We start from the raw sequence: 24,596 nt of genomic DNA on the forward strand, positions 1-24,596 counted from the left end.
CACAGCCGGCACGCCTCGTCATGGGAGGAAAAGAAATGCGGGCAAGACTGCTCTTGTCGGCGTCGGTGGTTATTTGCGCCGGCGCTGGATCTGCCATGGCTCAAACGCCGGCGCCCTCGGCCACCATGATCGAGGAGCTGGTGGTCACAGCCCAGAAGCGGGAGGAGTCGATCCAGGACGTGCCGATCGCCGTCTCGGCCTTCGGCGGCGAGCAGCTCAAGGCCCAGGGCATCGACACCGCGGGCAACCTCGTCCAGTCGATCCCCAACCTCACCTACACCCGCCGCTCCCTGCGCACCAACTTCCAGATCCGCGGCGTCGGCGCCCAGCTCATCTCCGCCAGCGGCGACGACGGGGTCGGCATCCACGTCAACAACGCCCCGCTCACCTCCAACCGCCTCGCCGACGCCGAGTTCTACGACGTGGAGCGGGTCGAGGTGCTGCGCGGGCCGCAGGGCACGCTCTACGGCCGCAACGCCACCGGCGGGGTGGTCAACCTGATCACGGCCAAGCCGGTCGACGCCTTCGAGGCCGCGTTCACCGCCGAGTTCGGCAACTACGACAGCCTGAAGTACCAGGGCTTCGTGAACATCCCCCTGGGCGAGATGTTCGCCCTGCGCGCCGCCGGCTTCGCCCTGCAGCGCAGCGGCTACACCACCAACACCCTCACCGGCGCCGACATCGACGGGCGCGACATCTTCGCCGGCCGCGTCACCTTGAGCTTCGAGCCCAACGACCGCCTGCGCGCCTATTTGATGTGGGACAGCTTCTCCGAGGACGACGACCGCGGCGCGCGCAAGCAGCTCTGCGCCAAGGACGTGGGCCTGACCTCGGTCGGCGGCGTCGCCACCGGCGTCGCCCAGGTGGCCTTCACCCAGGGCTGCCTGCCCCGCTCGGTCTACGGAAACGACGTCTACGGCACGACCAACCAGCTCTCGACCTTCAGCGGCATCATCGCCCGCCAGGTGGGCCTGCAGCCGGTGGACTCCTTCCTGAACAAGACCGTCTCGCGCGACCTGCGCGAGGTCGAGGTCTACGGCCGGCCCATCTACCGGCCGCGCAGCGAGCTCTACGAGCTGAACATCGACTTCGACGTGACCGAAGGCCTGACCTTCACCTCGCTCACCAGCTATAACGAGAACGAGACCTACTCCCGGGGCGATTCCACCGGCGGCTATTCCTCAGTCGTCTTCCCGGCCTCGCCGCTGAACCCCACCGGCGTGCTCAACGACCCGCAGTTCGGCCTCACCGACCGGCTGATGAGCGAAAGCGGCGGCACGGCCCACAACACCCAGTGGACCCAGGAGCTGCGCCTGCAGTCGGCCTTCGACGGGCCGATCAACTTCAACGTCGGCGGCATCTACCTGAACTACGAATCCAGCAGCATCACCTACGTGGCCACCAATGCGGCGACCGCGGCGGTGCGGGTGGTCAACCCGCTGGCCTATGTCGATCCCCTGCGCGAGCCGGACTTCACCGGGCACAACTACTTCGTCAGCCTGACCGAATACGAACTGACCTCGCGCGCGGCCTTCGGCGAGGTCTACTGGAAGGCCACCGACACCCTGCGCGTGACCCTGGGCCTGCGCTACACCGACGACGAGAAGTGGACCCGCGGCTCGGGCTCCACCCTGTTCGCCGCCGGCCGCGGGCCGATCTTCACCAATCCGCAGAGCGTGGAGTTCAAGGAGACGACCGGCCGGCTCAACGTCGACTGGTCGCCGGACCTGCCGTTCACCGACGACACCCTGCTCTATGCGTCCTATTCCAAGGGCTACAAGGGCGGCGGCTTCAACCCGCCTGGCGTGGTCGCCCTCGGCCTCAACGAGGAGTTCGACCCGGAGTTCGTCAACGCCATTGAGATCGGCGCCAAGAACACCCTGCTGGACGGCCGGCTGCTCCTGAACCTCACGGCCTTCCACTACGACTACAAGGGCTACCAGATCGGCCGCAGCGTGAACCGCTCGGTCTACAACGAGAACATCGACGCCAAGATCAAGGGCGCCGAACTGGAGTCGGTCTGGGAGCCGATCGACAACCTGCGGCTCAACGCCAACATCGGCTACCTCGACACCAATATCGAGGAGGGCCGGGTGGTCGACACCTTCGACCGCACCCAGGGCGACGCCGGCTACGTCTACGCCAACTCCACCAGCGGCGGCTGCATCCTCAGCACCGCCGGTGTGGCGGCCATCCTGCAGCGGCCGGGCGGCGCCACGGTCCTGGCCAACCGCGCCTGCGCCGGCGCCGCGACGCTCACCGCCAGCCTGGTGGCGGCCGGCCAGACGCCGGCCAACGCCGCGGCCCTGGTGGCGGGCGCCTACAACTACGGCTCCAACGTCGCGCGCCTGGCCAACGGGGCGGGCGAGGGGGTGATCCAGGACCTGTCCGGCAACGACCTGCCCAACGCGCCCGAATGGACCGTGTCCCTGGGCGCCCAGTACCAGTGGTCGCTGCCGGGGGGGTGGGAGGCGACGCTGCGCGGGGACTACTACCGCCAGTCCAAGAGCTTCATGCGCTACAACAACGCCGCCTTCGACAACATCGAGGCCTGGGACAACGTCAACGCCTCGCTGATCTTCGATCAGCCGGACATCGGCGTGAACGTCCAGCTGTTCGTCAAGAACCTGATGGACGAGGACACCATCGTCGGCTTCGACATCGCCGACGAAAACCTGGGGGCCGTGCGCAACATCATCCTGCTCGACCCGCGGCTCTACGGGATCGCCCTGACCAAGCGATTCTGATCGCGCCTGCGCCTGCGCCCTTCCCTGGTCCGCCGCGCCCCGCTATCCAGGCGGCGCCGGGGACGGGGCGCAGGGCCCTCCGTCCGCGTCCATTCAGCGGAAATCGGGAGGGACCCCATGGGCCATAAGCGTTTGGGTAGAAGCGCGATCGTCGTGTCGGACATCTGCATGGGCACGATGACCTTCGGTTCGCAGGCCGACGAGGCCACGGCCATGCGCATCCTCGACCGGTCGTTCGAAGCCGGGATCAACTTCTACGACACCGCCGAGAACTATCCGGTGCCTCCCGATCCGAAGTGGGCCGGCCGCACCGAGGAGATCTTCGGCCGCTGGCTGAAGACCAAGGACCGCGACGCCATCATCCTGGCCACCAAGGTCAGCGGCCCCAGCCACGGCTGGATCAAGAGCTCCCAGCGCGCCGGCATGACGGCCCTGGACCGCCACAACATCACCCGCGCCATCGAGGCCAGCCTCAAGCGCCTGGGCACCGACTACGTCGACCTCTACCAGACCCACTGGCCCGACCACGGCGTCGGCTACGAGGAGACGCTGCGCGCCCTCGACGACCTGGTGCAGGAGGGCAAGGTCCGGGTCATCGGCTGCTCGAACGAGACCACCTGGGGCCTGACCAAGTCGATCGCCGTGGCCGAGCGCGAGGGCACCGTCCGCTACGAGACGATCCAGAACAACTTCAGCCTCAACAACCGCCGCTTCGAGGACGAGCTGGCCCAGGCCTGCCGGCAGGAAGGCGTCAGCCTCATCCCCTATTCGCCCCTGGGCGGGGGCGTGCTGTCCGGCAAGTACAACGGCGGGGCCGCGCCCGAAGGCGCGCGCTTCACCAACTACCTGAAGATCGGCGGGCGCCAGGCGGCCATGGCCCGCCGCTTCGTCAACGACAAGACGCTCGCCTCCACCGAGCGCTTCGCCGCCATCGCCGCCGAGGCGGGCCTGTCGCCGGTCACCCTGGCCACGGCCTGGAGCAAGCAGCACGACTTCGTCGCCTCGACCATCGTCGGCGTCACCCGCGAGGACCAGCTAGCCGACATCTTCGCCGCGATGGACGTCACCCTTGGCAAGGACGTGCTGGACGCCATCGACAAGGTCTCCAAGGAGATCCTCTACCCGATGGGCTAGGACGCCCCGGGGGCGGAGCCGCGCGGATCGGTCTCCGTCCCGTCCTCCCGCGCGCCGACGCGCTTCGATTCCGGAAATTGCGACGCATTCGCATTGACAAGCCGACCGACCGCTTTCATACGGCGGTTTCGCAAGTCAGTCGCATTTTCACCGGATCGCCCATGTCTGCTCGCCGCTTCGCCGTCCTTCTGGCCACCACCGCGCTTTGCGCCGCCGCGGCCGCCCCGGCCCTCGCCGACGAGCTGGCCGACGCCGGCGCCCGGGAAATCGAAGGGGTGACGGTCGAAGGCGAGCGCGCCGCCTCCTCGGTGGCCAACGGCCTGGAGCTGACGATCCGCGACACCCCGCAGTCGGTCAGCGTGATCTCCGAGGCCCAGATCGACGACTTCGCCCTGACCAACGTCAACGAGCTCTTGGCCCAGGTGGTCGGCGTCAATGTCGAGAAGGTCGAGACCGACCGCACCTATTACAACTCGCGCGGCTTCGACATCACCAACTTCCAGGTCGACGGCGTCGGCCTGCCGCTGATCTGGGGCATCCAGTTCGGCGACCTCGACACCGCCCTGTTCGAGCGGGTGGAGGTGCTGCGCGGCGCCAACGGCCTGGCCCAGGGGCTCGGCAACCCCTCGGCCACCATCAACTACGTGCGAAAGCGCCCGACCAAGACCTTCCAGGGCGAGCTGTCGGCCCAGTACGGCTCCTGGGACGCCATGCGCCTGGAGGCCGACGTCTCCGGACCGCTAAACGCATCCGGCTCCCTCGCCGGCCGCCTCGTCTACGCCAACGAGGACCGCGACTCCTACCTCGACCACTACGGGGTGAACCGCAACGTCTACTACGGCGTGGTGTCCTGGGACGCGACCTCGCGGCTGAACCTCTCGGCGGGCTATTCGCGCCAGGACAACCGCGCCCGCGGCGTCCTGTGGGGCGCCCTGCCGCTCGTCTATTCGGACGGAACCCTCATCGACTATCCGACCTCGGCCTCCACCTCGGCGGACTGGACCTACTGGCATGTGATCGACGAGCAGATGTTCGGCGAGGCCGAGCTGCGCCTGGGCGAGGACTGGCGGCTCAAGGCCGTGGCCACCTACAAGCGCTTCGAGGAGAACGCCAAGCTGCTCTACGCCTACGGCAATCCCGATCCGGTCACGGGGGAGGGGATCTTCGGCATGAGCGGGATCTATCCGTCGACCTACGACCAGTACATGCTCGACGTCTACGCCGCCGGGCCGGTGCGCCTGTTCGGCCGCACCCACCGCCTCGTCGTCGGCGCCCACGCCTCCCGCGCCGAGAGCGAGGAGTACGAGAACTTCTCCCCCGCCACCCTCGTCTATCCGGCCCTTGGACGCTGGGGCGCCGAGCAGGTGGCCGAGCCGGACTATCCGGGCGCCTACCTCGCCGCCGACCAGAGCGACCGCATGCAGCGGCTCTACGCCGCCGCCCACCTCGACCTCAGCGATCGGGTCAAGGCCGTGGTCGGCTTCAATGCGCTCTGGCTGGAGTCGGAGGGTGTCTCCTACAGCACCGACATGTCCCGCGACGACGCCGAGGTCAGCCCCTACGCTGGCGTCACCGTCGAGCTCTCGCCGCACGTCTCGGTCTACGCGAGCTACACCGACATCTTCAATCCGCAGTCCGAGATCGACGTCACCCGCGCCAAGCTCGAGCCCGCCCACGGCAAGAGCTACGAGGCGGGGATCAAGAGCCAGTGGTTCGACGGGCGCTTCTCGGCCACCGCGGCGATCTTCAAGTCCGAGCAGTTCGGCCTGGCCGAATACGCCGGCACGTTCCCGGACGGGAAGAACTACTATGCCGGCCTGGACACCTTCGTCGAAGGCTACGAGCTCGAGGTCGCCGGCCAGGTGACCGACCGCTGGTCCCTCAGCGGCGGCTGGACCCACATGGAGGTTGAGGGCGAGGATGGCGCGGACGTGCGCACCTACATCCCGCGCAAGACCCTGAAGCTCGCCACCACCTACCAGTTCCCCGAGCTGCGCGACCTGCAGCTCGGCGCCGCCGTGCGCTGGCAGGACGACATCCATATCGAGGACATCGTCACCATCCCGCAGGACGCCTACGCCGTGTTCGACCTGATGGCGGCGGTCGACCTCACCGACCAGGTCCGCGCAACCCTCAACGTCAAGAACGTGACCGACGAGGCCTACCTGACCAGCCTCCAGTGGAACCAGTCTTACTACGGCGCCCCCCGCAGCGTGTCCCTGCGCCTGAGCTACAGCTTCTAGGCCCGGGCCGGCCGAAGTCCCGCCGTTTCCCTCGCCTCCGCCCCCGGCTATGACGGCGGGGGAGGCCGAATGTGAGCTCGCAACCGTCTGACCCGGCCGCCGGCCAGGGCCGCCCGCTGGAGGTCCTCGGGGCCTTCCTCAAGCTCGGGCTGACCTCCTTCGGCGGCCCGATCGCCCACCTCGGCTATTTCCGCAGCGAGTTCGTCGAACGCCGGCGCTGGCTGGACGAGACCGCCTACGCCGACCTCGTGGCCCTCTGCCAGTTCCTGCCGGGGCCGGCCTCCAGCCAGGTCGGCTTCGCCCTGGGGCTGATGCGCGCCGGCCCGCTCGGGGGCCTTGCCGCCTGGACCGGCTTCACGCTGCCGTCGGCGCTCCTGATGTTCGCCTTCGCCCAGGCCGCGGCCGCCTTCGCCCTGCCGGCCGGCCTCGTCCATGGGCTGAAGCTGGTGGCCGTGGCCATCGTCGCCCAGGCGGTGCTCGGCATGGCCCTCAGCCTCGCGCCCGACGCCCGACGCGCGTCGATCGCGGTCGCGGCCGCGGGCCTCCTCGGCTTCGTCGGCGGCGGCGCGGCCCAGCTCGGCGCCATCGTCCTCGGCGCCCTGGCGGGGCTGCTTCTCTGCCGCGGCCCCGGGTCGCCCCTGGCCGGACGGCTCTCCGGAGGCGTCGGCGAGCGGGTCGCCGTGGCCTGCCTGCTCGTCTTCTTCGCCCTGCTGCTCGGCCTTCCGGCGCTGGCGGCGGCCGGCGGTCCCCAGGGCCTGCGCCTGTTCGAGGCCTTCTACCGCTCCGGGGCCCTCGTTTTCGGCGGCGGCCACGTCGTCCTGCCGCTCCTGCAGGCCCAGGTGGTCGACACCGGCTGGGTCGGCGCCGACACCTTCCTCGCCGGCTACGGGGCGGCCCAGGCGGTCCCGGGTCCGTTGTTCACCTTCGCCGCCTATCTCGGCGCCGTGACGGGGCCGCCGCCGAACGGCGCGGCCGGCGCGCTCATCGCCCTCGTCGGCGTCTTCCTGCCCGGCCTTCTGCTGGTGGCGGGGATGCTGCCCTTCTGGGACCGGTTGCGCGCCGTCCCCATCGCCCAGTCCGCCCTGCGCGGCGCCAACGCCGCCGTGGTCGGCGTCCTCGCCGCGGCCCTCTACGACCCGGTGTTCACCAGCGCCGTGCGCGGACCCGCGGACTTCGCCGTCGCCGCGGCGGGCTTCGTCGCCCTGGTCTCATGGAAGGCGCCGCCCTGGGCCGTCGTCCTGTCGGTCACCGCCGCAGGCTGGCTCGCCATGGCCCTAATTCCGGCGTCCCAAGCGCTCCCATAGATTTCCCCACTTCCGCCGATAGGGTTTTCCGTTTTGTCAGCCGCGTCTTCGCGGGCCTAGTCTTCCGAAAACCAGATCAGGAGGACGACCATGGACGATGCAGGTGCGAGCCCGCTTTCCAGCCCGATGAAGGAGCCGCAGGCCCTGCGGGCGCTCCTTGGCCGGACCAACCGCGACTGGTGGCCCAACCAGCTCTCGCTGGATATCCTTCACCAGCACGGCCTCCATGGGAATCCCATGGGCGACGACTTCGACTACGCCAAGGAGTTCCAGAGCCTGGACTACCAGGCGGTCAAGCGCGACCTGACCGCCCTGATGACCGACAGCCAGCCCTGGTGGCCGGCGGACTACGGCCACTACGGCCCGTTCTTCATCCGCATGGCCTGGCACAGCGCCGGCACCTATCGCACCGGCGACGGCCGCGGCGGCGCCAACAGCGGCAATCAGCGTTTCGCCCCGCTCAACAGCTGGCCGGACAACGCCAACCTCGACAAGGCCCGCCGCCTCCTGTGGCCGGTCAAGAAGAAGTACGGCCGCAAGCTGTCCTGGGCCGACCTGATGATCATGGCCGGCAACGTCGCCTTCGAGTCCATGGGCGCCCCGGTGTTCGGCTTCGGCGGCGGCCGCGAGGACATCTTCGAGCCCGAGCGCGACGTCTACTGGGGCACCGAGGAGCATTGGGTCGGCCAAGAGGGCAGCCTCACGCGGATCGACGAGGAATCCGGCCGCGCCCTGGAAAACCCCCTGGCCGCGATCCAGATGGGCCTCATCTACGTCAATCCGGAAGGTCCGGGCGGCGACCCGAACCCGCTCAAGTCGGCCCGCGACATCCGCGAGACCTTCGCCCGCATGGGCATGAACGACGAGGAGACCCTGGCCCTCACCGCCGGCGGCCACACCTTCGGCAAGTGCCACGGCGCCGGCGACGCCTCCAAGGTCGGCGTCGAGCCCGAGGGCGCGGACATCGCCCAGCAGGGCCTGGGCTGGACCAGCGGCCATGAGAGCGGCATGGGCGACCACACCATCACCTCGGGTCTGGAGGGCCCCTGGACGCCCACCCCGACCCGATGGTCCATGGCCTACTTCCACATGCTGCTGGACTACGACTACGAGCTGGTGCGCAGTCCCGCCGGGGCCAAGCAGTGGCAGCCCAAGAACCAGAAGCCGGAAGACATGGCGCCGGGCGCCCACAGCCCCGACCGCCGCGTGCCGACGATGATGACCACCGCCGATCTCGCCTTCAAGATGGACCCCAAGTACCGCGAGATCGCCGAGCGCTTCCGCAAGAACCCGGACCAGTTCGCCGACGCCTTCGCCCGGGCCTGGTTCAAGCTGTGCCACCGCGACATGGGGCCCAAGGCCCGCTACCTCGGCCCCGAGGTGCCCAAGGAGGACCTGATCTGGCAGGACCCGATCCCGCCGGTGGACCACCCGCTGGTCGACGAGTCCGACGTCAGGGCGCTGAAGGCCAGGCTGCTCGACAGCGGCCTCACGGTGGCCGACCTCGTGCGCACCGCCTGGGCCTCGGCGGCCACCTTCCGCGGCTCCGACCACCGGGGCGGCGCCAACGGCGCACGCATCCGCCTGGCCCCGCAGAAGGACTGGGACGTCAACGAGCCGGAGAAGCTGGCCCGGGTGCTCAAGGTGTTGGAGCAGGTCAAGGCCGACTTCGACGCCTCGGCGGGCGGCAAGAAGATCTCGATCGCCGACCTTATCGTCCTCGGCGGTTCGGCCGGCATCGAGAAGGCGGCGCGCGACGCGGGCCGCGCCATCGAGGTCCCGTTCATCCCCGGCCGCACCGACGCCACCGCCGAACAGACCGACGCCGAGAGCTTCTCGGTGCTCGAGCCCAAGGCCGACGGCTTCCGCAACTACCTGCAGGTCCGCTTCAGCGTGCCGACCGAGGAGCTGCTGATCGACCGCTCGCAGCTCCTTGGCCTGTCGGCGCCGGAGATGACGGTGCTGGTCGGCGGCCTGCGCGTCCTGGACGTCAACCACGGCGGCTCCAGGGACGGGGTCCTCACCGACCGACCCGGCCAGCTCACCAACGACTTCTTCGTCAACCTGCTCGACATGGGCACGGCGTGGAAACAGGTGAACGCGGCCGCCGACGAGACCTTCGTCGGGACCTGCCGCAAGACCAGTCAGGAGAAGTGGACGGCCACCCGCACCGACCTCGTCTTCGGGGCGAACTCGCAGCTTCGGGCGATCGCCGAGGTCTATGCGGCCGACGATGCGGGCGACAAGTTCGTGCGCGACTTCGTGGCGGCCTGGACCAAGGTGATGAACGCCGACCGCTACGACCTGCCCAAGTCCCGCCGCCGCCCCGCCCGGGCGGCCGCCTGACCTGGACGGGCGAGCATCCCCGGCGCCGCGCGCGCCGGGGTCGAGCCTTCGCGGGGCCCTTCGGGGCCCCGCCTTGGTTTCAGCCGGCCCGCCCCTCGCTGCCCAGGATCGCGGCGCCGGCTGGTCGTTTCTTCAGCGTTCCGCGCGGTCCGCGGCCTCCCGGGCGTGAAACCGGGGACCGCTGGCCGGCTTTGTCGCCTACGCGGCCCCTATGCGCGTCCTCGTCGTCGATCCCGACCCGGCCCGCGCCGCTCTGGTGGCGGAGGGGCTCGCAGGCGTCGAGCCGCTCGCCGTGCGCCACGCCGCGGTCTTCGACCATCGCGAAGCCGCCGCCTTCGAGCCGGACGTCATCGTCGTCGCCTCCGACAGTCCCGACCGCGACACCATCGAAAGCCTGCGCGAGGCCACCGAGGCCAATCCCCGTCCGGTGGTGATGTTCGTCGACCGCTCCGAACCGGGCCTGGCCGAGGCGGCGGTCCGGGCCGGGGTGTCCGCCTATGTGGTCGACGGCCTCTCGGCCCAGCGGGTGCGTTCGGTGCTGGAGGTCGCCATGAGCCGCTTCCAGCTCATGGACGGCCTGCGCCGGGACCTGGAGAAGGCCAAGGCCGACCTCGCCTCGCGCAAGACGGTCGAGCGGGCCAAGGCGCTGCTGATGAAGGAGCGGGGGCTCGACGAGGACGCCGCCTACCGGCTGCTGCGCAAGCTCTCCATGGACACCGGCCGCCCGCTGGGCGCGGTCGCCGCGGACCTTCTGGCGTTCGCCGGCGTGCTGAAGGGAGGAGACGGCCAATGACCCGCCTGCGCCTGGGGTTCATCCCGCTCAACGACGCCGCCGCCATGATCGTGGCCCACGCCAGGGGCTTCTTCGCCGCCGAGGGGCTGGAGGTGGAGCTGGTGCGCGAGGTCTCCTGGGCAACCATGCGCGACAAGGTCGGCGTCGGCGCGCTGGACGGGGCGCACATGCTCGCCCCAGCCGCCCTGGCCATCACCCTCGGCGTCTCCGGGATCGGGGCGACGCCCCTCGTCGCCCCCCTGGCGCTCAGCCTGGAGGGGCCGGCCATCACCCTGTCCGCCCGCCTGGCCGCCGCCCTCGGCCCCGGCCCCGGCGCAGAGGGCCTGGCGCGCCTTCTCGCCTGGCGGCGGGAGGAGGGGGCCAGCCCGATCACCCTGGCGGTCGTCTTCCCCTTCTCCACCCACAACTATCTCCTGCGCGACTGGCTGGCGCGGGCTGGCGTCGATCCCGACCGCGACGTGCGCATGACCGTCGCCCCGCCCTCGCGCATGACCGAACTGCTCGCCGGCGGCGTGGTGGAGGGCTTCTGCGTCACCGAGCCATGGGCCAGCGTCGCCGTGACCGCCGGCGCCGGCCTCATCGCCGCCCGCGCAGGCCAGCTCTGGCCCCGGGCGCCGGACAAGGTGTTCGCCGTCGCCGAGGCCTGGGCCCACGCCCGTCCGGATGTGCTGCAGGCGCTCTTGCGCGCCCTGCTGCGCGCCGCCGCCTGGACCGAGGCGGAAGAGAACCGCCAGGAGCTGGTCGCCATCCTCGCCCGGCCCGAGCACGTCGGCGCCGACCCGCAGGTGATCGCCCGCTCCCTCGGCGACATCGTCTTCCACGCCGGCGGAGCCAACCGGCCCCAGCCGGCGCACGCCGCCTGGCTCGCGGCCCAGATGATGCGCTGGGGCCATATCCCCGTCGAGGTCGACATCGCGGCCCTCGCCCGGCGGGTCTATCGGCCCGACCTCTACGCCCCCGCCGCCGCGGCCCTCGGCCTCGCCGAAGCGCCGGAGCTGACGGTCCTCAGCGGCTACGCCCCCGACGGCGACTTTCGCCCGGAGGACGCCCGCCGCCACGCCGCCGCCGCCGCCATGAGCCGCGTCCCCGTGGCCTGAGCGGCCGTCCCGCGCCCGCGCAGTTCAGAATCCAGGCGCCGCTCCCGCCGCGGGCGCCCAAATATTGCGCTGCAACATCGCGGGGCTGCGGCGGCGGGCCTCCCGCGGTGACAGCATGAGCGGCCTGCGTTCTCCTTCAGGTCAGGCCCAGGACAACGGCGTTCGCGGCTCTTCCGGACGGCTCGACGACGAGCCCCTTCCGCACCCTCTGGCGACGCCGCCTGTCCACTCCAGCTTGGGGCCTCCTCCCATGGTCAGCCGTTCGTTCCTGAAGTCGGGCCACACCCCGACTCTGCTCTCCGCCTTCCTCTACTTCGACCTGAGCTTCATGACCTGGGTGATCCTGGGTCCCCTGGGGGTGGCGATCGCCGCCGACTTCGGCCTCACGCCGGCGCAGAAGGGGTTCATGGTCGCCGTGCCGGTGCTGGCCGGAGCCCTCCTGCGCCTGGTGGTCGGGGTGATGGTCGATCACATCGGGCCCAGGCGGGCGGGGCTGATCTGCCAGCTCGTCGTGCTCGCCGGCCTGGCCCTGGCCTGGTTCCTCGGCGTGCACACCTATCACCAGGTGCTGGCGCTCGGCGTCGTCCTTGGCGTCGCGGGCGCCTCCTTCGCCGTGGCTCTGCCGCTCGCCTCGCGCTGGTATCCGCCCGAGCATCAGGGCCTGGCCCTCGGCGTCGCCGGCGCCGGCAACTCGGGCACCGCCCTGGCCGCCCTCTTCGCCCCGGGCCTGGCCCAGGTGTTCGGCTGGCAGAACGTCATCGGACTGGCCGCCCTGCCGCTGCTCGTCGCCTTCGTCGTCTATCTGGTCTTCGCCAAGGACGCCCCGGGCCGTCCCCCCGCCAAGTCCCTGGGCGAGTACCTGGGGGTCCTGCGCACCGGCGACGCCTGGTGGCTGATGGGGCTCTACGGCGTCACCTTCGGCGGCTTCGTCGGCCTGTCGTCCTCCCTCACCATCTACTTCAACGCCGAGTACGGCCTGTCCGCGGTCACCGCCGGCTTCTTCACCGCCGCCTGCGTCTTCCTCGGCTCCTTCGTGCGGCCCGTCGGCGGGTTCCTGGCCGACCGCTTCGGCGGGGTGCGCACCCTGACCGTCGTCTACGTCCTGGCCGCCCTGGGCCTAGTCCTCGTCAGCTTCCACCTGCCCAACCCGTGGATCGCCCTGGGGCTGATGATGTTCGCCATGGTCGCCCTCGGCGCCGGCAACGGCGCGGTGTTCCAGCTCGCCCCCCAGCGCTTCGCCCGGGAGATCGGCGTCGTCACCGGCCTCGTCGGCATGACCGGCGGAATCGGCGGCTTCTACCTGGCCTCCAGCCTCGGCTGGGCCAAGCAGGTCACCGGCTCCTACCAGGCGGGGCTCCTGGCCTTCGCCGGCCTGGCGCTCCTCGCCCTCGTCGGCCTCACCGGGGTCAAGGCCCGCTGGCGGCGCACCTGGCCGGACCTCGCCGGCGCCGCCGCCTCGGCCCTGCGCCTGTGAAGGAGCCCGCTATGACCAAGGAAAAGCTCGTCGTCGTCGGCAACGGCATGGCCGGTTGCCGGGCGGTGCAGGAGATCCTCAAGCGCGATCCCCACCGCTACGAGATCACCATCTTCGGCGCCGAGCCGCGGGTGAACTACGACCGCATCATGCTCTCGCCGGTGCTGGCCGGGGAAAAGAGCTTCGCCGACATCGTCATCAACGACGAGGCCTGGTACCGCGACAACGGCCTGACCCTGCACGCCGGTCTGGCCGTCGCCCGGATCGATGCCGCCGGCCGCAAGGTCCAGGCCGCCGACGGCCGGGTCTTCGCCTACGACCGGCTGATCCTGGCCACCGGCTCGGACGCCATCCGCCTGCCGCTGCCGGGCGCCGAGCTGGAGGGGGTCGTCACCTTCCGCGATCTCGACGACGTCGAGGCCATGACCGCCGCCTGCGCCGTCCCCGGTCGCCGGGCCGTGGTGATCGGCGGCGGCCTGCTGGGCATCGAGGCGGCCTACGGCCTCGCCCGCCGCGGCATGGCCGCCACGGTGGTCCACCTGATGGACGTGCTGATGGAGCGCCAGCTCGACGCCTCCGCCGGCTTCCTGCTCACCCAGGCGATGGCCGCGCGCGGGGTGGAGACCGTGCTGGAGGCCCAGTCCGAGGAGATCGTCGGCCAGGACGGCCGGGTCGCCGGGCTGCGGCTCAAGGACGGCCGCCTCTTGCCCTGCGACCTCCTGGTCATGTCCGTCGGCATCCGACCCAGCGTCGCCCTGGCGCGGGACGCCGGCCTCGCCGTCGGCCGCGGCGTGGTGGTCGACGACCAGATGCGCACCTCCGATCTCCACGTCTTCGCCGTCGGCGAATGCGTCGAGCACCGCGGCCAGTGCTACGGCCTCGTCGCCCCGATCTGGGAGATGTGCCGCGCCCTGGGCGAAACCCTCACCGCCGGGGCGGGCCTCTACCAGGGCTCGGTCCTGTCCACCCGCCTGAAAGTCTCTGGGGTCGACGTCTTCTCGGCGGGGCGCTTCTCGGGCGGCGCCGGCTGCGAGGACATCGTCTTCCGCGACGCCGGCCGCGGCGTCTACAAGCGCATCGTGCTGGAGGCCGGCAAAGTCGTCGGCGCGGTCCTGTTCGGCGACGCCGCGGACGGCGCCTGGTACTTCGACCTGATGAAGTCCGGCGAACAGGTCGGCGACTTCCGCGAGACCCTGGTCTTCGGCCAGGCCGCCACGGAGGGCCTTCGGGGGCTCGACCCTAGCGCCGCCGTTGCGGCCATGGCCGACACGGCCGAGGTCTGCGGCTGCAACGGCGTCTGCAAGGGCCAGGTCACCGCCGCCATTACGGACCAGGGCCTTTCCACCCTGGAGTCGGTGCGCGCCGTCACCAAGGCCTCCGCCTCCTGCGGGACCTGCGCGCCCCTCATCGAGAAGCTCCTGAGGCTGACTCTGGGCGATGGGTTCCAGGAGCAGACAGGGCCGAAGCCCGTCTGCGGCTGCACCGCCCACGGCCACGACGAGGTCCGTCGCCGCATCCTCGCCGAGGAGCTGAAGTCGATCCCCGCGGTGATGCAGGCCCTGGAATGGAGCACCCCCGACGGCTGCCCCTCCTGCCGACCGGCGCTCAACTACTACCTGATCTGCGCCTGGCCCGGCGAATACCGCGACGACCGCCAGTCCCGCTTCGTCAACGAGCGGGTCCACGCCAACATCCAGAAGGACGGCACCTTCTCGGTGGTCCCGCGCATGTGGGGCGGCACGACCAGCGCCGACGAGCTGCGCGCCATCGCCGACGTGGTCGACCGCTTCCAGATCCCCTCGGTCAAGGTCACCGGCGGCCAGCGGATCGACCTATTGGGCGTGAAGAAGGACGACCTGCCGGCGGTCTGGGCCGAGCTCAACGCCGCCGGCCTCGTCTCGGGCCACGCCTACGCCAAGGGCCTGCGCACCGTGAAGACCTGCGTCGGCTCCGACTGGTGCCGCTTCGGCACCCAGGATTCCACCGGCCTCGGCGTGCGGCTGGAGAAGTTCATGTGGGGCTCCTGGTCCCCGGCCAAGGTCAAGCTCGGCGTCTCCGGCTGCCCGCGCAACTGCGCCGAGGCCACCTGCAAGGACATCGGCGTCGTCTGCGTCGACAGCGGCTACGAGATCCATGTCGGCGGCGCGGCCGGCCTGCACGTGCGCGCGACCGAGCTCCTCACCAAGGTCGCCAGCGAGGACGAGGCGGTCTGGGCCATCTGCGCGGTCATGCAGCTCTACCGCGAACAGGGCTGGTACCTGGAGCGGATCTACAAGTGGATGGAGCGCGTCGGCCTGGACGCCATCCGCGCCGCCGTCGAGGACCCGGAGCGCCGCCGGGCGCTCTACGACCGCTTCGCCTGGTCCCAGCGCTTCCACCGCATCGACCCCTGGGCCGAGCGGGTCGCCGGCCGCGACCACCACGAATTCAACCCCTTGAGCCGCCGCATGGAGTTCGAGCCGTCATGAACGCCCTGGTCAAGGATCCCCTGCGCTGGACCGATGTCGGCGCGGTCGCCGACGTGCCCCTGCGCGGCGCGCGGCGGGTGCCGACCCCTGATGGCGACGTCGCCGTCTTCCGCACCGGCGACGGCCGCGTCTTCGCCCTGCGCGACCGCTGTCCGCACAAGGGCGGCCCCCTCAGCCAGGGCATCGTCCACGGCCACGCCGTGGCCTGCCCGCTGCACAACTGGTCCATCGAGCTGGCCACCGGCGAGCCCCTCGGCGCCGACCGCGGCAAGGGCTGCGCGCCGGTTGTCCCTCTGCAGGTGCGCGAGGGCCGCATCTTCCTGGGCCGGGGCTGAGCCGCATGGGCGTGCGCACCGCCTGCCCCTATTGCGGCGTCGGGTGCGGCGTCGACGCCGAGGCGGCCGGCCGCAGCCTCGAGGTGCGGGGCGATCCGGCCCATCCCGCCAACCTCGGGCGCCTGTGCTCCAAGGGCTCCGCCCTTGGCCGCACGGTGGGGTTGGAGGGCCGCCTCCTGCATCCGATGGTCGGCGCGCGCCGGGTCGCCTGGGCCGAAGCGACCCAGCGCGTCGCCGCCCGCTTTTCGGAGACCATCGCCCGCCACGGCCCCGATTCCGTCGCCTTCTACGTCTCCGGCCAGCTCCTGACCGAGGACTACTACGCGGCCAACAAGCTGATGAAGGGGTTCATCGGCTCGGCCAACATCGACACCAATTCGCGCCTGTGCATGGCCTCGGCGGTCGCCGCCCACAAGCTGGCCTTCGGCGCGGACCTGGTGCCCGGCTGCTACGAGGACCTGGAGCTCGCCGACCTGGTCGTCTTCTGCGGCCACAACGCCGCCTGGACCCACCCGGTCCTCTACCGCCGGATGGAGGCCGCCCGCGCCCGCGGCCAGCGCCATGTGGTGATCGACCCGCGGCGCACCGACACCGCCGAGGCCGCCGACCTGCACCTGGCCCTTGCGCCCCAAAGCGACGTGCGCCTGTGGAACGGCCTGCTCGCCGACCTCCTGCGCCGCGGCGCCGTCGATCGGGCGTTCATCGCCGCCCACGTGGAGGGCCTCGCCGAGGTGGAGGCCGAACTGGCCCGCGCCGACCAGTCCCCCGCCGCCGTCGCCGCCGACTGCGGCGTCCCCCTCGCCGGGCTTCAGGCCTTCTTCGACCTCTTCGCCCAAACCCCGCGCACCGTCAGCCTGTTCTCCATGGGCGCCAACCAGTCCAGCCAGGGCGTCGCCAAGGGCTCGGCGATCCTCAACGCGCACCTGGCCACCGGCCGCATCGGCAAGCCGGGCGCCTGCCCCTTCTCGATCACCGGACAGCCCAACGCCATGGGCGGGCGCGAGACCGGCGGCATGGCCACGACGCTCGCCGCCCACATGGACTTCGACCCGGCCGAACGGGCCCGCGTCCAGCGCTTCTGGGGCTCGCCCGCCATCGCCGCCGGCCCGGGGCTGAAGGCGGTGGAGATGTTCGAGGCGGTCGCCGAAGGGCGCATCAAGGCCCTGTGGATCATGGCCACCAACCCGGCGGTCAGCCTGCCGGACGCCTCGCGGGTGCGGCGGGCCCTGGCCGCCTGTCCCTTCGTCGTCGTCTCCGACTGCATGGCCGACACCGACACCATGGCCTTCGCCCATGTGAAGCTGCCGGCCCTGGCCTGGGGCGAAAAGGAGGGAACGGTCACCAATTCCGAGCGCCGCATCAGCCGCCAGCGGCGCCTGTTCGACCCGCCGGGCGAGGCCCGCGCCGACTGGCGCATGATCGCCGACGTGGCCGCCGCCATGGGCTTCGCCGACGGCTTCGGCTGGCGAGGCCCGGCCCAGGTGTTCCGCGAGTGGGCGCGCCTCACCGCCTACGAGAACCACGGCCGCGTCCTCGACCTCGGTCCGCTCGCCGCGATCACCGCCGACGCCTACGAGGCGCTGGAGCCGGTGCAATGGCCCGTGACTGCAGCCGGCGGCACGGCCCGGCTGTTCGCCGACGGCCGCTTCCAGACGCCGGACGGGCGTGCGCGCATGGTCCCCACCGCGCCTCGCGGCCCGGCCGAGGCGCCCGGCCCCGCCTTTCCCCTGGCTCTCAACACCGGCCGGGTGCGCGACCACTGGCACACCATGACCCGCACGGCCCTGGCCCCCGAACTTTGCCGTCACGCGCCGGAGCCCTACGTCGAGATCCATCCCGCCGACGCCGGGCCGCTCGGCATAGGCGAGGGGACCCTGACCCGCATCCAGACCGCCCAGGGCGAGGCCGTGGTCCTGGCGCGCCTCACCGAGCGCCAGCGCTCCGGCTCGATCTTCATGCCCATGCACTGGACCGACGCCTTCGCCCCCGGCGGCCGCGCCAACCCCCTTGTCGCCGCCCGGGTCGACCCCCGCTCCGGCCAGCCCGAGTTCAAGCACACCCCCGCCCGGGCGCGGCCCTATCGCGAGACCTGGCGCGGCTTTCTCCTGGCGCGCCAGGCTCAGGCGCCGCCCCCCGGCGCCGATCTCGTCTGGCGACGCATCCCCCAGTCCGCCTGCCAGTTGCATGAGTTCGCCGGCCGCGGCGACGAGCGCGAGCGCGCCGCTGTCCACAAGGCCCTGACCCGCAGGGCCGGCGAGGTCCTGCGCGTCGAAGACCCGGCCGCCGGCGTCCTGCGCGAGGCCTGGATCGAGGACGGCCGCCTGGAGCGGGTGGTCTTCTTCACCGCCGCCGGCGCCCTGCCGCCCCGGGACTGGCTCGCCGACCTTTTCGCCCTGACCTCGCTCGCCCCCGCCGACCGCGCGGCCCTGCTCATCGGCCGCCCGCCGGGCCGGTTGCTGGACGCCAGCCCCGTCGTCTGCGCCTGCCGCGGCGTGCGCGTGGCCCGCGTTCAGGCCGCCCTGGCCGAGGGTTGCGCCAGCCTCGACGCCCTGGGCGAGGCCACCGGCGCGGGAACCACCTGCGGCTCCTGCCGCCCCGAACTCGCCCGCCTGCTCGCCGCCGGCAAGGAGGTCCGCCATGCAGCCTGAACCCGGACGCGTCCGCCTCGTCGGCGCCGGCCCCGGCGCCGCCGACCTGCTCACTGTCCGCGCCCTGCGCGCGGTCGAGGGCGCGCAGGCCCTGCTCTACGACGCCCTGGTCGCCGACGAGGTGGTGGCCCTGGCCCCCGCCGCCTGCCTGAAGATCCAGACCGGCAAGCGCGCCGGCCGCGCCAGCATGCGCCAGGAGACGATCAACCGCCTGATGCTGCGCCTCGCCCGCCGCGGCCTGCAGGTGGTGCGCCTCAAGGGCGGCGATCCCTCCGTCTTCGGCCGGGTGGGGGAGGAGGCCGCCTTCCTTCGCGGCCACGGCGTGGAGGTCGAGGTGGTGCCCGGCGTCACCGCCGCGAGCGCCGCGGCGGCCCAGTTCGGCTTTCCGCTCACCCACCGCGGCGAGGCCCGCCGTCTCCTGATCGCCACCGCCTCGGTCCGCGACGGCGCCCTGGCCGACGCCGGCTGGGCGCAGGCCGCAGACCCCGAGACCACGCTCGCCCTCTACATGGGCCGCGACCGGATCGAGGCCGCCCTTCGCCGCCTCATCGAGCACGGCCGCAGTCCCCGCACCCCGGCCCTGGCCGTGGAGAACGCCGGCCGCCCGGACGCACGGCTCCTCGCCGCGCCCCTGGAGCGCCTCGGCGCCGAGGTCGCCGCCGCCGCCTTCGACGGTCCGGTGGTGGTCCTGGTCGGCGAGGCCTGCGCCCTGGCGCAGCCGGCGGCGCGGGGCGAGGTCGATCCGCCTCAGCCCCTCGCCCGGCGCGCGCCCTGAGGCGGACCTGCGGCCGCCGACGCCTTCCGCTCCCCCGCTGCGCCCTTATATTGCGGCGGCAAGCCATAAGGCCCTGAAATGCCCCCGCCGTGCCGCAGCTCGACCTCGACCTCCTGAGAACCTTCGTCGCGGTGTTCGAGGCCGGCGGCTTCACCAGGGCCGCCGCCCTGCTGGGCCGCACCCAGCCCGCCGTCAGCCTGCAGGTCCAGCGCCTGGAGGAGCAGTTGGGGACGTCCCTGTTCGACCGCGGCGGCCGCGGCGTGGCCCTGACCACCGAGGGGGCGGCCCTCCTGCCCCAGGCCCGCCGCCTCCTGCGCCTGCACGACGAGATCGCCGCCAGCCTGGGGCAGGGGGAGCTGGAAGGGGAGGTGCGCTTCGGCGCCCCCGAGGACATCGCCACCTCGCACCTGCCGGCCATCCTCGGCGCCTTCGCCCGCAGCCATCCGCGCATCCGCCTGTCGGTCACCTGCGACTACACCGCCAACCTCCTGGACCAGATGTCCCGCGGGCTTCTCGACCTGGCCCTGGTCAAGCGCGAGCCCCTGGGCCCCGACCTCGGGATCAGCGTCTGGCGCGAGCCGCTGGTCTGGGCGGCGCTGGAGGCCGACTTCGCCGCCCAGCGCCCATTGCCCCTGATCGTCGCCCCGGCGCCGGACATCTACCGCAAGCGCGCTCTCGCCGCCCTCGACGCGGCCGGAGTCGCCTTCCGCCCCGCCTTCACCTCGCCCAGCCTGGCGGGCCAGCTCGCGGCCCTGCGCGCAGGGCTCGGCGTCGGCGTCCTGCCCGAGGCGATGGTCCCGCGGGACCTCGCCATCGTGGGCGAGGGGTTGCCGCCGCTGGCGGAAGGGGAGATCGCCCTCGTCTCCGCCCGGGCCACGCCCACCGGCCCCGCCGACCGCCTGGCCCAGGAGGTGCTGCGCCAGCTTGGGCGAGGCCCCGCCAGGCCATAACGAAACCTTATGGGCCGTATTGGCCGCTTTGATTGGCCTGGGAGCGCGTCTCCCCGCATCTTGGTCGTGCGGACCGGGCCCCTCTGGCGATCGAGGTCGATCGCGATGTCGGACCGCAAAGGCGCAATGGGCCCGACGAACGCCACTCCCCCAGCCCCGCGGGTCCATTGCGCCTCCTTATCGGAGGAGCACATGAACCATCGCCTGATCGGACGTCTTCGCAACCAGCAGCATCAGCTTGAGCAGATGCTGCGTGACGAGCTGCGGCGGCCCCGGCCGGACCCCCTCGTCATCCAGGACCTGAAGCGCCGCAAGCTCCAGGTGAAGGACGAGCTGTTCATGGCCGAGTCCGGCCTGATCCCGGTGACCGTCCGGATGCGCCACGCCTGAAGGCGTAGACCCTGACCGGAGGGGGCGCCCCCCGCGCCCCCTCGTTTTATTGGACATCCCGACATGGAATTCCTCGCGGCCGAAGCCCTCGGCACGCCGGTGTGGATGTGGCTGGCCTTCGCCGGCTTCGTCCTCGCCCTGCTCGCCTTCGACCTCGGCGTCCTGCACCGCGACAACCACGAGATCGGCGCGCGGGAGAGCCTGGTCATGTCCGGCGGCTACCTGGCGATCGGCCTGGGCTTCGGGGCCTGGGTGTGGAGCCAGCTCGGCCCCCAGGCCGGCCTGGAGTACGTGACCGGCTTCCTGGTCGAGAAGAGCCTGGCCCTCGACAACGTCTTCGTCATCGCCACCATCTTCACCGCCTTCGCCGTGCCGCGCGCCTACCAGCATCGCGTCCTGTTCTGGGGCGTGCTCGGCGTCATCGTCCTGCGCGGGATCATGATCGGCCTGGGCGCCACCCTGGTGGCCCGCTTCGAGTGGGTGCTGTTCGTCTTCGCCGCCTTCCTGGTGCTGATGGGCGCGAAGATGTTCTTCGCCGACGCGGGACCGAAGGATCCGCACGACAGCCCCGTCTACCGCTGGCTCGCCCGCCACATCCGCCTCACGCCCGGCCTGCACGAGCACCGCTTCTTCGTGCGCCAGCCCGACGCCTCGGGCCGGCTGGTCTGGTTCGCGACGCCCCTGTTCATGGCCCTGGTGATGGTCGAGATCGCCGACGTGATCTTCGCGGTGGACTCGGTGCCGGCGATCTTCGCCATCACCACCGACCCCTACATCGTCTACACCTCGAACATCTTCGCCATCCTCGGGCTGCGGGCGCTCTACTTCGCCCTGGCCGCGGTGATCGCCCGCTTCGCCTATCTGAAGCAGGCCCTGGCCAGCCTCCTGGTGTTCATCGGCGGCAAGGTCTTCGTGGCCGAGGCCATGGGCTGGGAGAAGTTCCCGGCCCCTGTCTCCCTGGCCGTCACCGCCGCCCTGCTCGCCGCCGGGATCGGCTGGTCCCTGTGGAAGACCCGCGGCCTCGCCCCGCGCGGCTCAGGCCCAGCGCGTGTCGGCCAGCAGGGGTGACCCGCGGCGCACGAACACGAGGTCGCCCTGCCTCAGCCGATTGTCCCGGGTGCGGCCGCTCAGCGCCGCCACGTCGAACAGGTCGAACCGCCGCTGGTCGAGCCAGGCGATGAGGTCGACCACCCGCGGCTCGTAGCCCTGGCGGAAGAACGACACCTCGGTGAGGATCACCTCCACCTGTTCCAGCAGCCGCTCGCCGCCCCTCAGCGCCTGCATCTCGTAGCCCTGCAGGTCCATCTTCAGCAGCGTGCCCGCAGGCGCCTCCAGGTCGTCCAGGCAGGTCACCGCGACCGGCTGGCCCGCCTCGGCCACATGGGCGCCGGTGCACGGCCCGTCGTGCAGGCTCAGCCGCAGCCCCTTGGCCCGGTCCTCGGGCGCGCCCAGGGCCGCGGGATGGAAGCGGCAGCGCGGCTCGCGCCGCGCCAGGGCCTGGAGCTGAGGACCGCAGGCGGCCTGCGGCTCGAACATCTCGACCTGGGCCGCGGGAAATACGGACAAGGCCAGGCGGGTGAACTGGCCGGTGTGCGCCCCGCCGTCGATGATCCTCGGCGGCTGATATCCCATCGCGCGCAGCAACCGCAGACTGAACTCGATCGCTTCGAAGCGGTTCTCCGCCCGCCTGACGATCCGATAAGGAGTCAGGGCGAGGATACGCTTCATCAGCGTGTGTATAGGCCGCATGAAATCGACCCTATCCTTGCGAGGGGCCGGCGCAACGAAATAAATCCGGAAGTCTAGGGCGTAGCCGCGCCGCCGCGCCGCGCCGGCTGCACGCCTTTAGTGGGCAGGCGCCTGCGCTCGTCCAGGCCGGCCGCGGTCTTACCTTGGCGCCGCCCCTCGCCGGAAGCGGACGGGCGGCGCTCAGCTTGCCGCCGCCGCGGGCTTCGCCGCCTCGCCCGCCGCCCGCGCCAGGATCGATCGCCTCAGCTCGGCCCCCTTCGCCGCCACCCGCCCGCCGTCGGGCTCGCGGAGCGCCTGGGGCGCCATCAGGCTCATTTTCCCGGCCAGTTCGGCGACGGCCTCCAGCCGGTCCGCCTGTTCGCAGCCGGCCGCCACCTCGCCCAGGGTCTCCAGGAAGCGCAGCGCCGCCACCAGCTCCGAGGCGCAGTGCTGGGCCAGCGCCCCGAACGAGCGGTCGAGGAAATAGCCGAAGGTGTCGGGCAGGGCGATCACCCGCACCTCGCCCTGGTCGTCCCGGCGAAGCGGGGAGGGCGCGTCCCGGCGGCCCAGGTCCGACATCGCCGCCCCCAGCCAGTCCAGGCAGGTGACCGCCGTGAACGGGTCGTTCACCCCCGGCGACAGCGCCCGTGCGGCGATCTCCACCAGCTCGTCGATCAGGAAGCGCAGGTCCTGCAGCGCCGTGCGCCGCGAGCCGAGCGCGAAGGCTTCGCGCACGGCGTGCTGCGCGCCGTCCCCGGCCCTGTCCGCCGGCCACAGGTCGGCCAGCGGACGGCCGGCGTGGACGAAGTCCCCGGGGCGATAGCGCAGCCGGCAGACGAGGTCGTGCCGTGCGGCGCTGTGCAGGAGCTGGTCCTCGTCGATCACCTGGATGTAGCCCGAGCCCTCCGCGCGCACCGTCGCGGCTCCGTCCGGGCTGACGTGCAGCGGCGCGTCCAGCGCGGTCTTCAGGTCCTCGCGTTCGGCGTCGGCGGGAGCGCCGGCCCCGATGAACTCGGGGAACCGCCGGCGCAGCTCGCGCAGCAGCCGCACGCCGATGTCCTCGATCACGCTGTTGATGTGGATGCGGCTGGGCACATGGTGGATGAAGAAGATCAGCACCGCCACCGAGCACACCGCCAGCACGACCGCCACCAGCAGCGCCAGGTTGGGGACGAAGCCCGAAGCCCCGCCGCCGTCCTCCTCCGGGGAGCGGATCGTGCGCAGCACCAGCAGGCAGTAGAGGAAGGTGGCGATGAAGGTGCCCAGGGTCACCTGGTTGCCCCGGTCGCGCATGAAATTGCTGAGCAGCCGCGGCCCGTACTGCCCCGAGGCGTAGACCACCGCCGCGATGGTGACCGAGAACACCGTGCCGGCGACGGTGATCATCGAGCCGCCGATGTCGGACAGCACCTGGCGGGCCCCGTCCGGCCGCGAGGCGTAGAGCCAGGGCAGCCGGTCCATCCACGCCGCGGTCCAGTGATCGTCGATCCAGATCATGCCGCCGGCCAGCAGCGCGGCCGCCACCGCCATCAGCGAGGGCAGGAACCAGTAGCTCTGCCGAAGGTCCTCCGCGAGGCCGAGCAGGCGGGATTTCATGCGCCTCCGCCCCTCGGCGGTCCGCAGCCAGGTGCGAGGTCGCCCATGCAGTCCGTCCCCTCGGCGCGCCCACACCGATCAAATGTTGGGAACGCCGGCTCCCCGGCTGCGTTCCGCGCCGCCCGGCCTGCCGCTCAGCCGGGCCGTGGCGTCACGTTGCGCAGCCCCCCGGGTTCCGGGCCCGCCGGCGCGCCGTACCGCCGCTCCACGTCCCTCTGCAGCAGCCTGGCGGCCATCAGGTGGCCGCGGAAGAAGGTGTCGATCGCCCAGCCGACCACCGGCACGCCCGAAAAGGCGCTGTCCGCCGCGATCCAGCCGGCCATCCGCCAGAGCGTCGCCCTGGACGCCCCGGCCTGGGACGCCGCGTACAGAAGCCAGCCGCCGGCCCCCAGCGAATAGGCCGTGCCCACGATGGGAGCCCAGGCCAGCACCCCGTCCAGCCCCAGGCCCCAGGGACCGATCCGGATCATCTCGTCCGACAGCCGCCGGATCTGCTGCGCCCTGCGCCATGACCGGTGGGCCCTGTCGCGGGCAAGCGTGTCCATGCTGCCCGAACGCCGGCCGCGCC

General features: G+C 71.8%; 18 protein-coding genes. 15 read left to right on the forward strand and 3 right to left on the reverse strand.

Annotated elements, in window-relative coordinates:
* Positions 1–95: 95 nt before the first annotated feature.
* The 15 genes from ACK4YQ_RS16020 (at position 96) to ACK4YQ_RS16090 (ending at position 21,772) form a co-directional block, all read left to right on the forward strand.
* Positions 96–2,747 (forward strand): TonB-dependent receptor, encoded by a 2,652-nt coding sequence (locus tag ACK4YQ_RS16020; protein ID WP_409612627.1) that lies wholly within the window; start codon positions 96–98, stop codon positions 2,745–2,747.
* 117 nt (positions 2,748–2,864) lie between these two features.
* Entirely contained in the window at positions 2,865–3,881 is a 1,017-nt protein-coding gene (locus ACK4YQ_RS16025) for an aldo/keto reductase (protein ID WP_409612629.1), read from the forward strand.
* Between the two features lie 161 nt (positions 3,882–4,042).
* A complete protein-coding gene (locus tag ACK4YQ_RS16030) occupies positions 4,043–6,124 on the forward strand; it encodes a TonB-dependent siderophore receptor (RefSeq protein ID WP_409612631.1) in 2,082 nt (693 codons plus the stop codon).
* Positions 6,125–6,195: 71 nt separating this feature from the next.
* Positions 6,196–7,428 carry a chromate efflux transporter gene (chrA, locus tag ACK4YQ_RS16035; RefSeq protein ID WP_409612633.1) on the forward strand — a complete coding sequence of 411 codons (1,233 nt, stop codon included), beginning with the start codon at positions 6,196–6,198 and terminating at the stop codon, positions 7,426–7,428.
* Positions 7,429–7,518: 90 nt separating this feature from the next.
* On the forward strand, positions 7,519–9,774 hold the full coding sequence (gene katG / locus ACK4YQ_RS16040; RefSeq protein WP_409612635.1) for a catalase/peroxidase HPI: 2,256 nt from the start codon (positions 7,519–7,521) through the stop codon (positions 9,772–9,774).
* A gap of 211 nt (positions 9,775–9,985) precedes the next feature.
* On the forward strand, positions 9,986–10,567 hold the full coding sequence (locus ACK4YQ_RS16045; protein ID WP_409612637.1) for an ANTAR domain-containing response regulator: 582 nt from the start codon (positions 9,986–9,988) through the stop codon (positions 10,565–10,567).
* A complete protein-coding gene (locus tag ACK4YQ_RS16050; RefSeq protein ID WP_409612638.1) occupies positions 10,564–11,664 on the forward strand; it encodes a CmpA/NrtA family ABC transporter substrate-binding protein in 1,101 nt (366 codons plus the stop codon). Before ACK4YQ_RS16045 ends, ACK4YQ_RS16050 begins: the two co-directional genes overlap by 4 nt.
* 250 nt (positions 11,665–11,914) lie before the next feature.
* Complete coding sequence (locus ACK4YQ_RS16055; protein ID WP_409612639.1) at positions 11,915–13,138, forward strand: nitrate/nitrite transporter; 1,224 nt, start codon at positions 11,915–11,917, stop codon at positions 13,136–13,138.
* An 11-nt stretch (positions 13,139–13,149) separates the two neighbouring features.
* Positions 13,150–15,606: a nitrite reductase large subunit NirB gene (nirB, locus tag ACK4YQ_RS16060; protein ID WP_409612641.1), complete on the forward strand. Its 2,457-nt coding sequence runs from the start codon at positions 13,150–13,152 to the stop codon at positions 15,604–15,606.
* Positions 15,603–15,941: a nitrite reductase small subunit NirD gene (nirD, locus tag ACK4YQ_RS16065; protein WP_409612643.1), complete on the forward strand. Its 339-nt coding sequence runs from the start codon at positions 15,603–15,605 to the stop codon at positions 15,939–15,941. Before nirB ends, nirD begins: the two co-directional genes overlap by 4 nt.
* A 5-nt stretch (positions 15,942–15,946) precedes the next feature.
* On the forward strand, positions 15,947–18,589 hold the full coding sequence (locus ACK4YQ_RS16070; protein WP_409612645.1) for a molybdopterin-dependent oxidoreductase: 2,643 nt from the start codon (positions 15,947–15,949) through the stop codon (positions 18,587–18,589).
* Complete coding sequence (gene cobA / locus ACK4YQ_RS16075) at positions 18,579–19,364, forward strand: uroporphyrinogen-III C-methyltransferase (protein WP_409612647.1); 786 nt, start codon at positions 18,579–18,581, stop codon at positions 19,362–19,364. The genes ACK4YQ_RS16070 and cobA overlap by 11 nt, the downstream gene beginning before the upstream one ends.
* Positions 19,365–19,453: 89 nt before the next feature.
* Complete coding sequence (locus ACK4YQ_RS16080; RefSeq protein WP_409612649.1) at positions 19,454–20,314, forward strand: LysR substrate-binding domain-containing protein; 861 nt, start codon at positions 19,454–19,456, stop codon at positions 20,312–20,314.
* A 192-nt stretch (positions 20,315–20,506) separates the two neighbouring features.
* Positions 20,507–20,704: a YdcH family protein gene (locus tag ACK4YQ_RS16085; RefSeq protein ID WP_409612650.1), complete on the forward strand. Its 198-nt coding sequence runs from the start codon at positions 20,507–20,509 to the stop codon at positions 20,702–20,704.
* A 63-nt stretch (positions 20,705–20,767) separates the two neighbouring features.
* On the forward strand, positions 20,768–21,772 hold the full coding sequence (locus ACK4YQ_RS16090; protein ID WP_409612652.1) for a TerC family protein: 1,005 nt from the start codon (positions 20,768–20,770) through the stop codon (positions 21,770–21,772).
* Here the strand turns inward: ACK4YQ_RS16090 and ACK4YQ_RS16095 are convergent.
* From ACK4YQ_RS16095 to ACK4YQ_RS16105, 3 genes are all read right to left on the reverse strand, one after another.
* Positions 21,740–22,432, reverse strand: coding sequence for an FkbM family methyltransferase (locus ACK4YQ_RS16095; RefSeq protein WP_409612654.1), 693 nt, complete (start codon positions 22,430–22,432; stop codon positions 21,740–21,742). The two genes, ACK4YQ_RS16090 and ACK4YQ_RS16095, sit on opposite strands and share 33 nt — an antisense overlap.
* 201 nt (positions 22,433–22,633) lie before the next feature.
* Positions 22,634–24,028, reverse strand: coding sequence for a DUF2254 domain-containing protein (locus tag ACK4YQ_RS16100; protein WP_409612656.1), 1,395 nt, complete (start codon positions 24,026–24,028; stop codon positions 22,634–22,636).
* A gap of 134 nt (positions 24,029–24,162) precedes the next feature.
* Positions 24,163–24,573, reverse strand: coding sequence for a DUF4112 domain-containing protein (locus ACK4YQ_RS16105; protein WP_409612658.1), 411 nt, complete (start codon positions 24,571–24,573; stop codon positions 24,163–24,165).
* Between the last annotated feature and the right edge of the window lie 23 nt (positions 24,574–24,596).

It is taken from the genome of Phenylobacterium sp., from assembly GCF_046291545.1.
Taxonomy (GTDB): domain Bacteria; phylum Pseudomonadota; class Alphaproteobacteria; order Caulobacterales; family Caulobacteraceae; genus Phenylobacterium.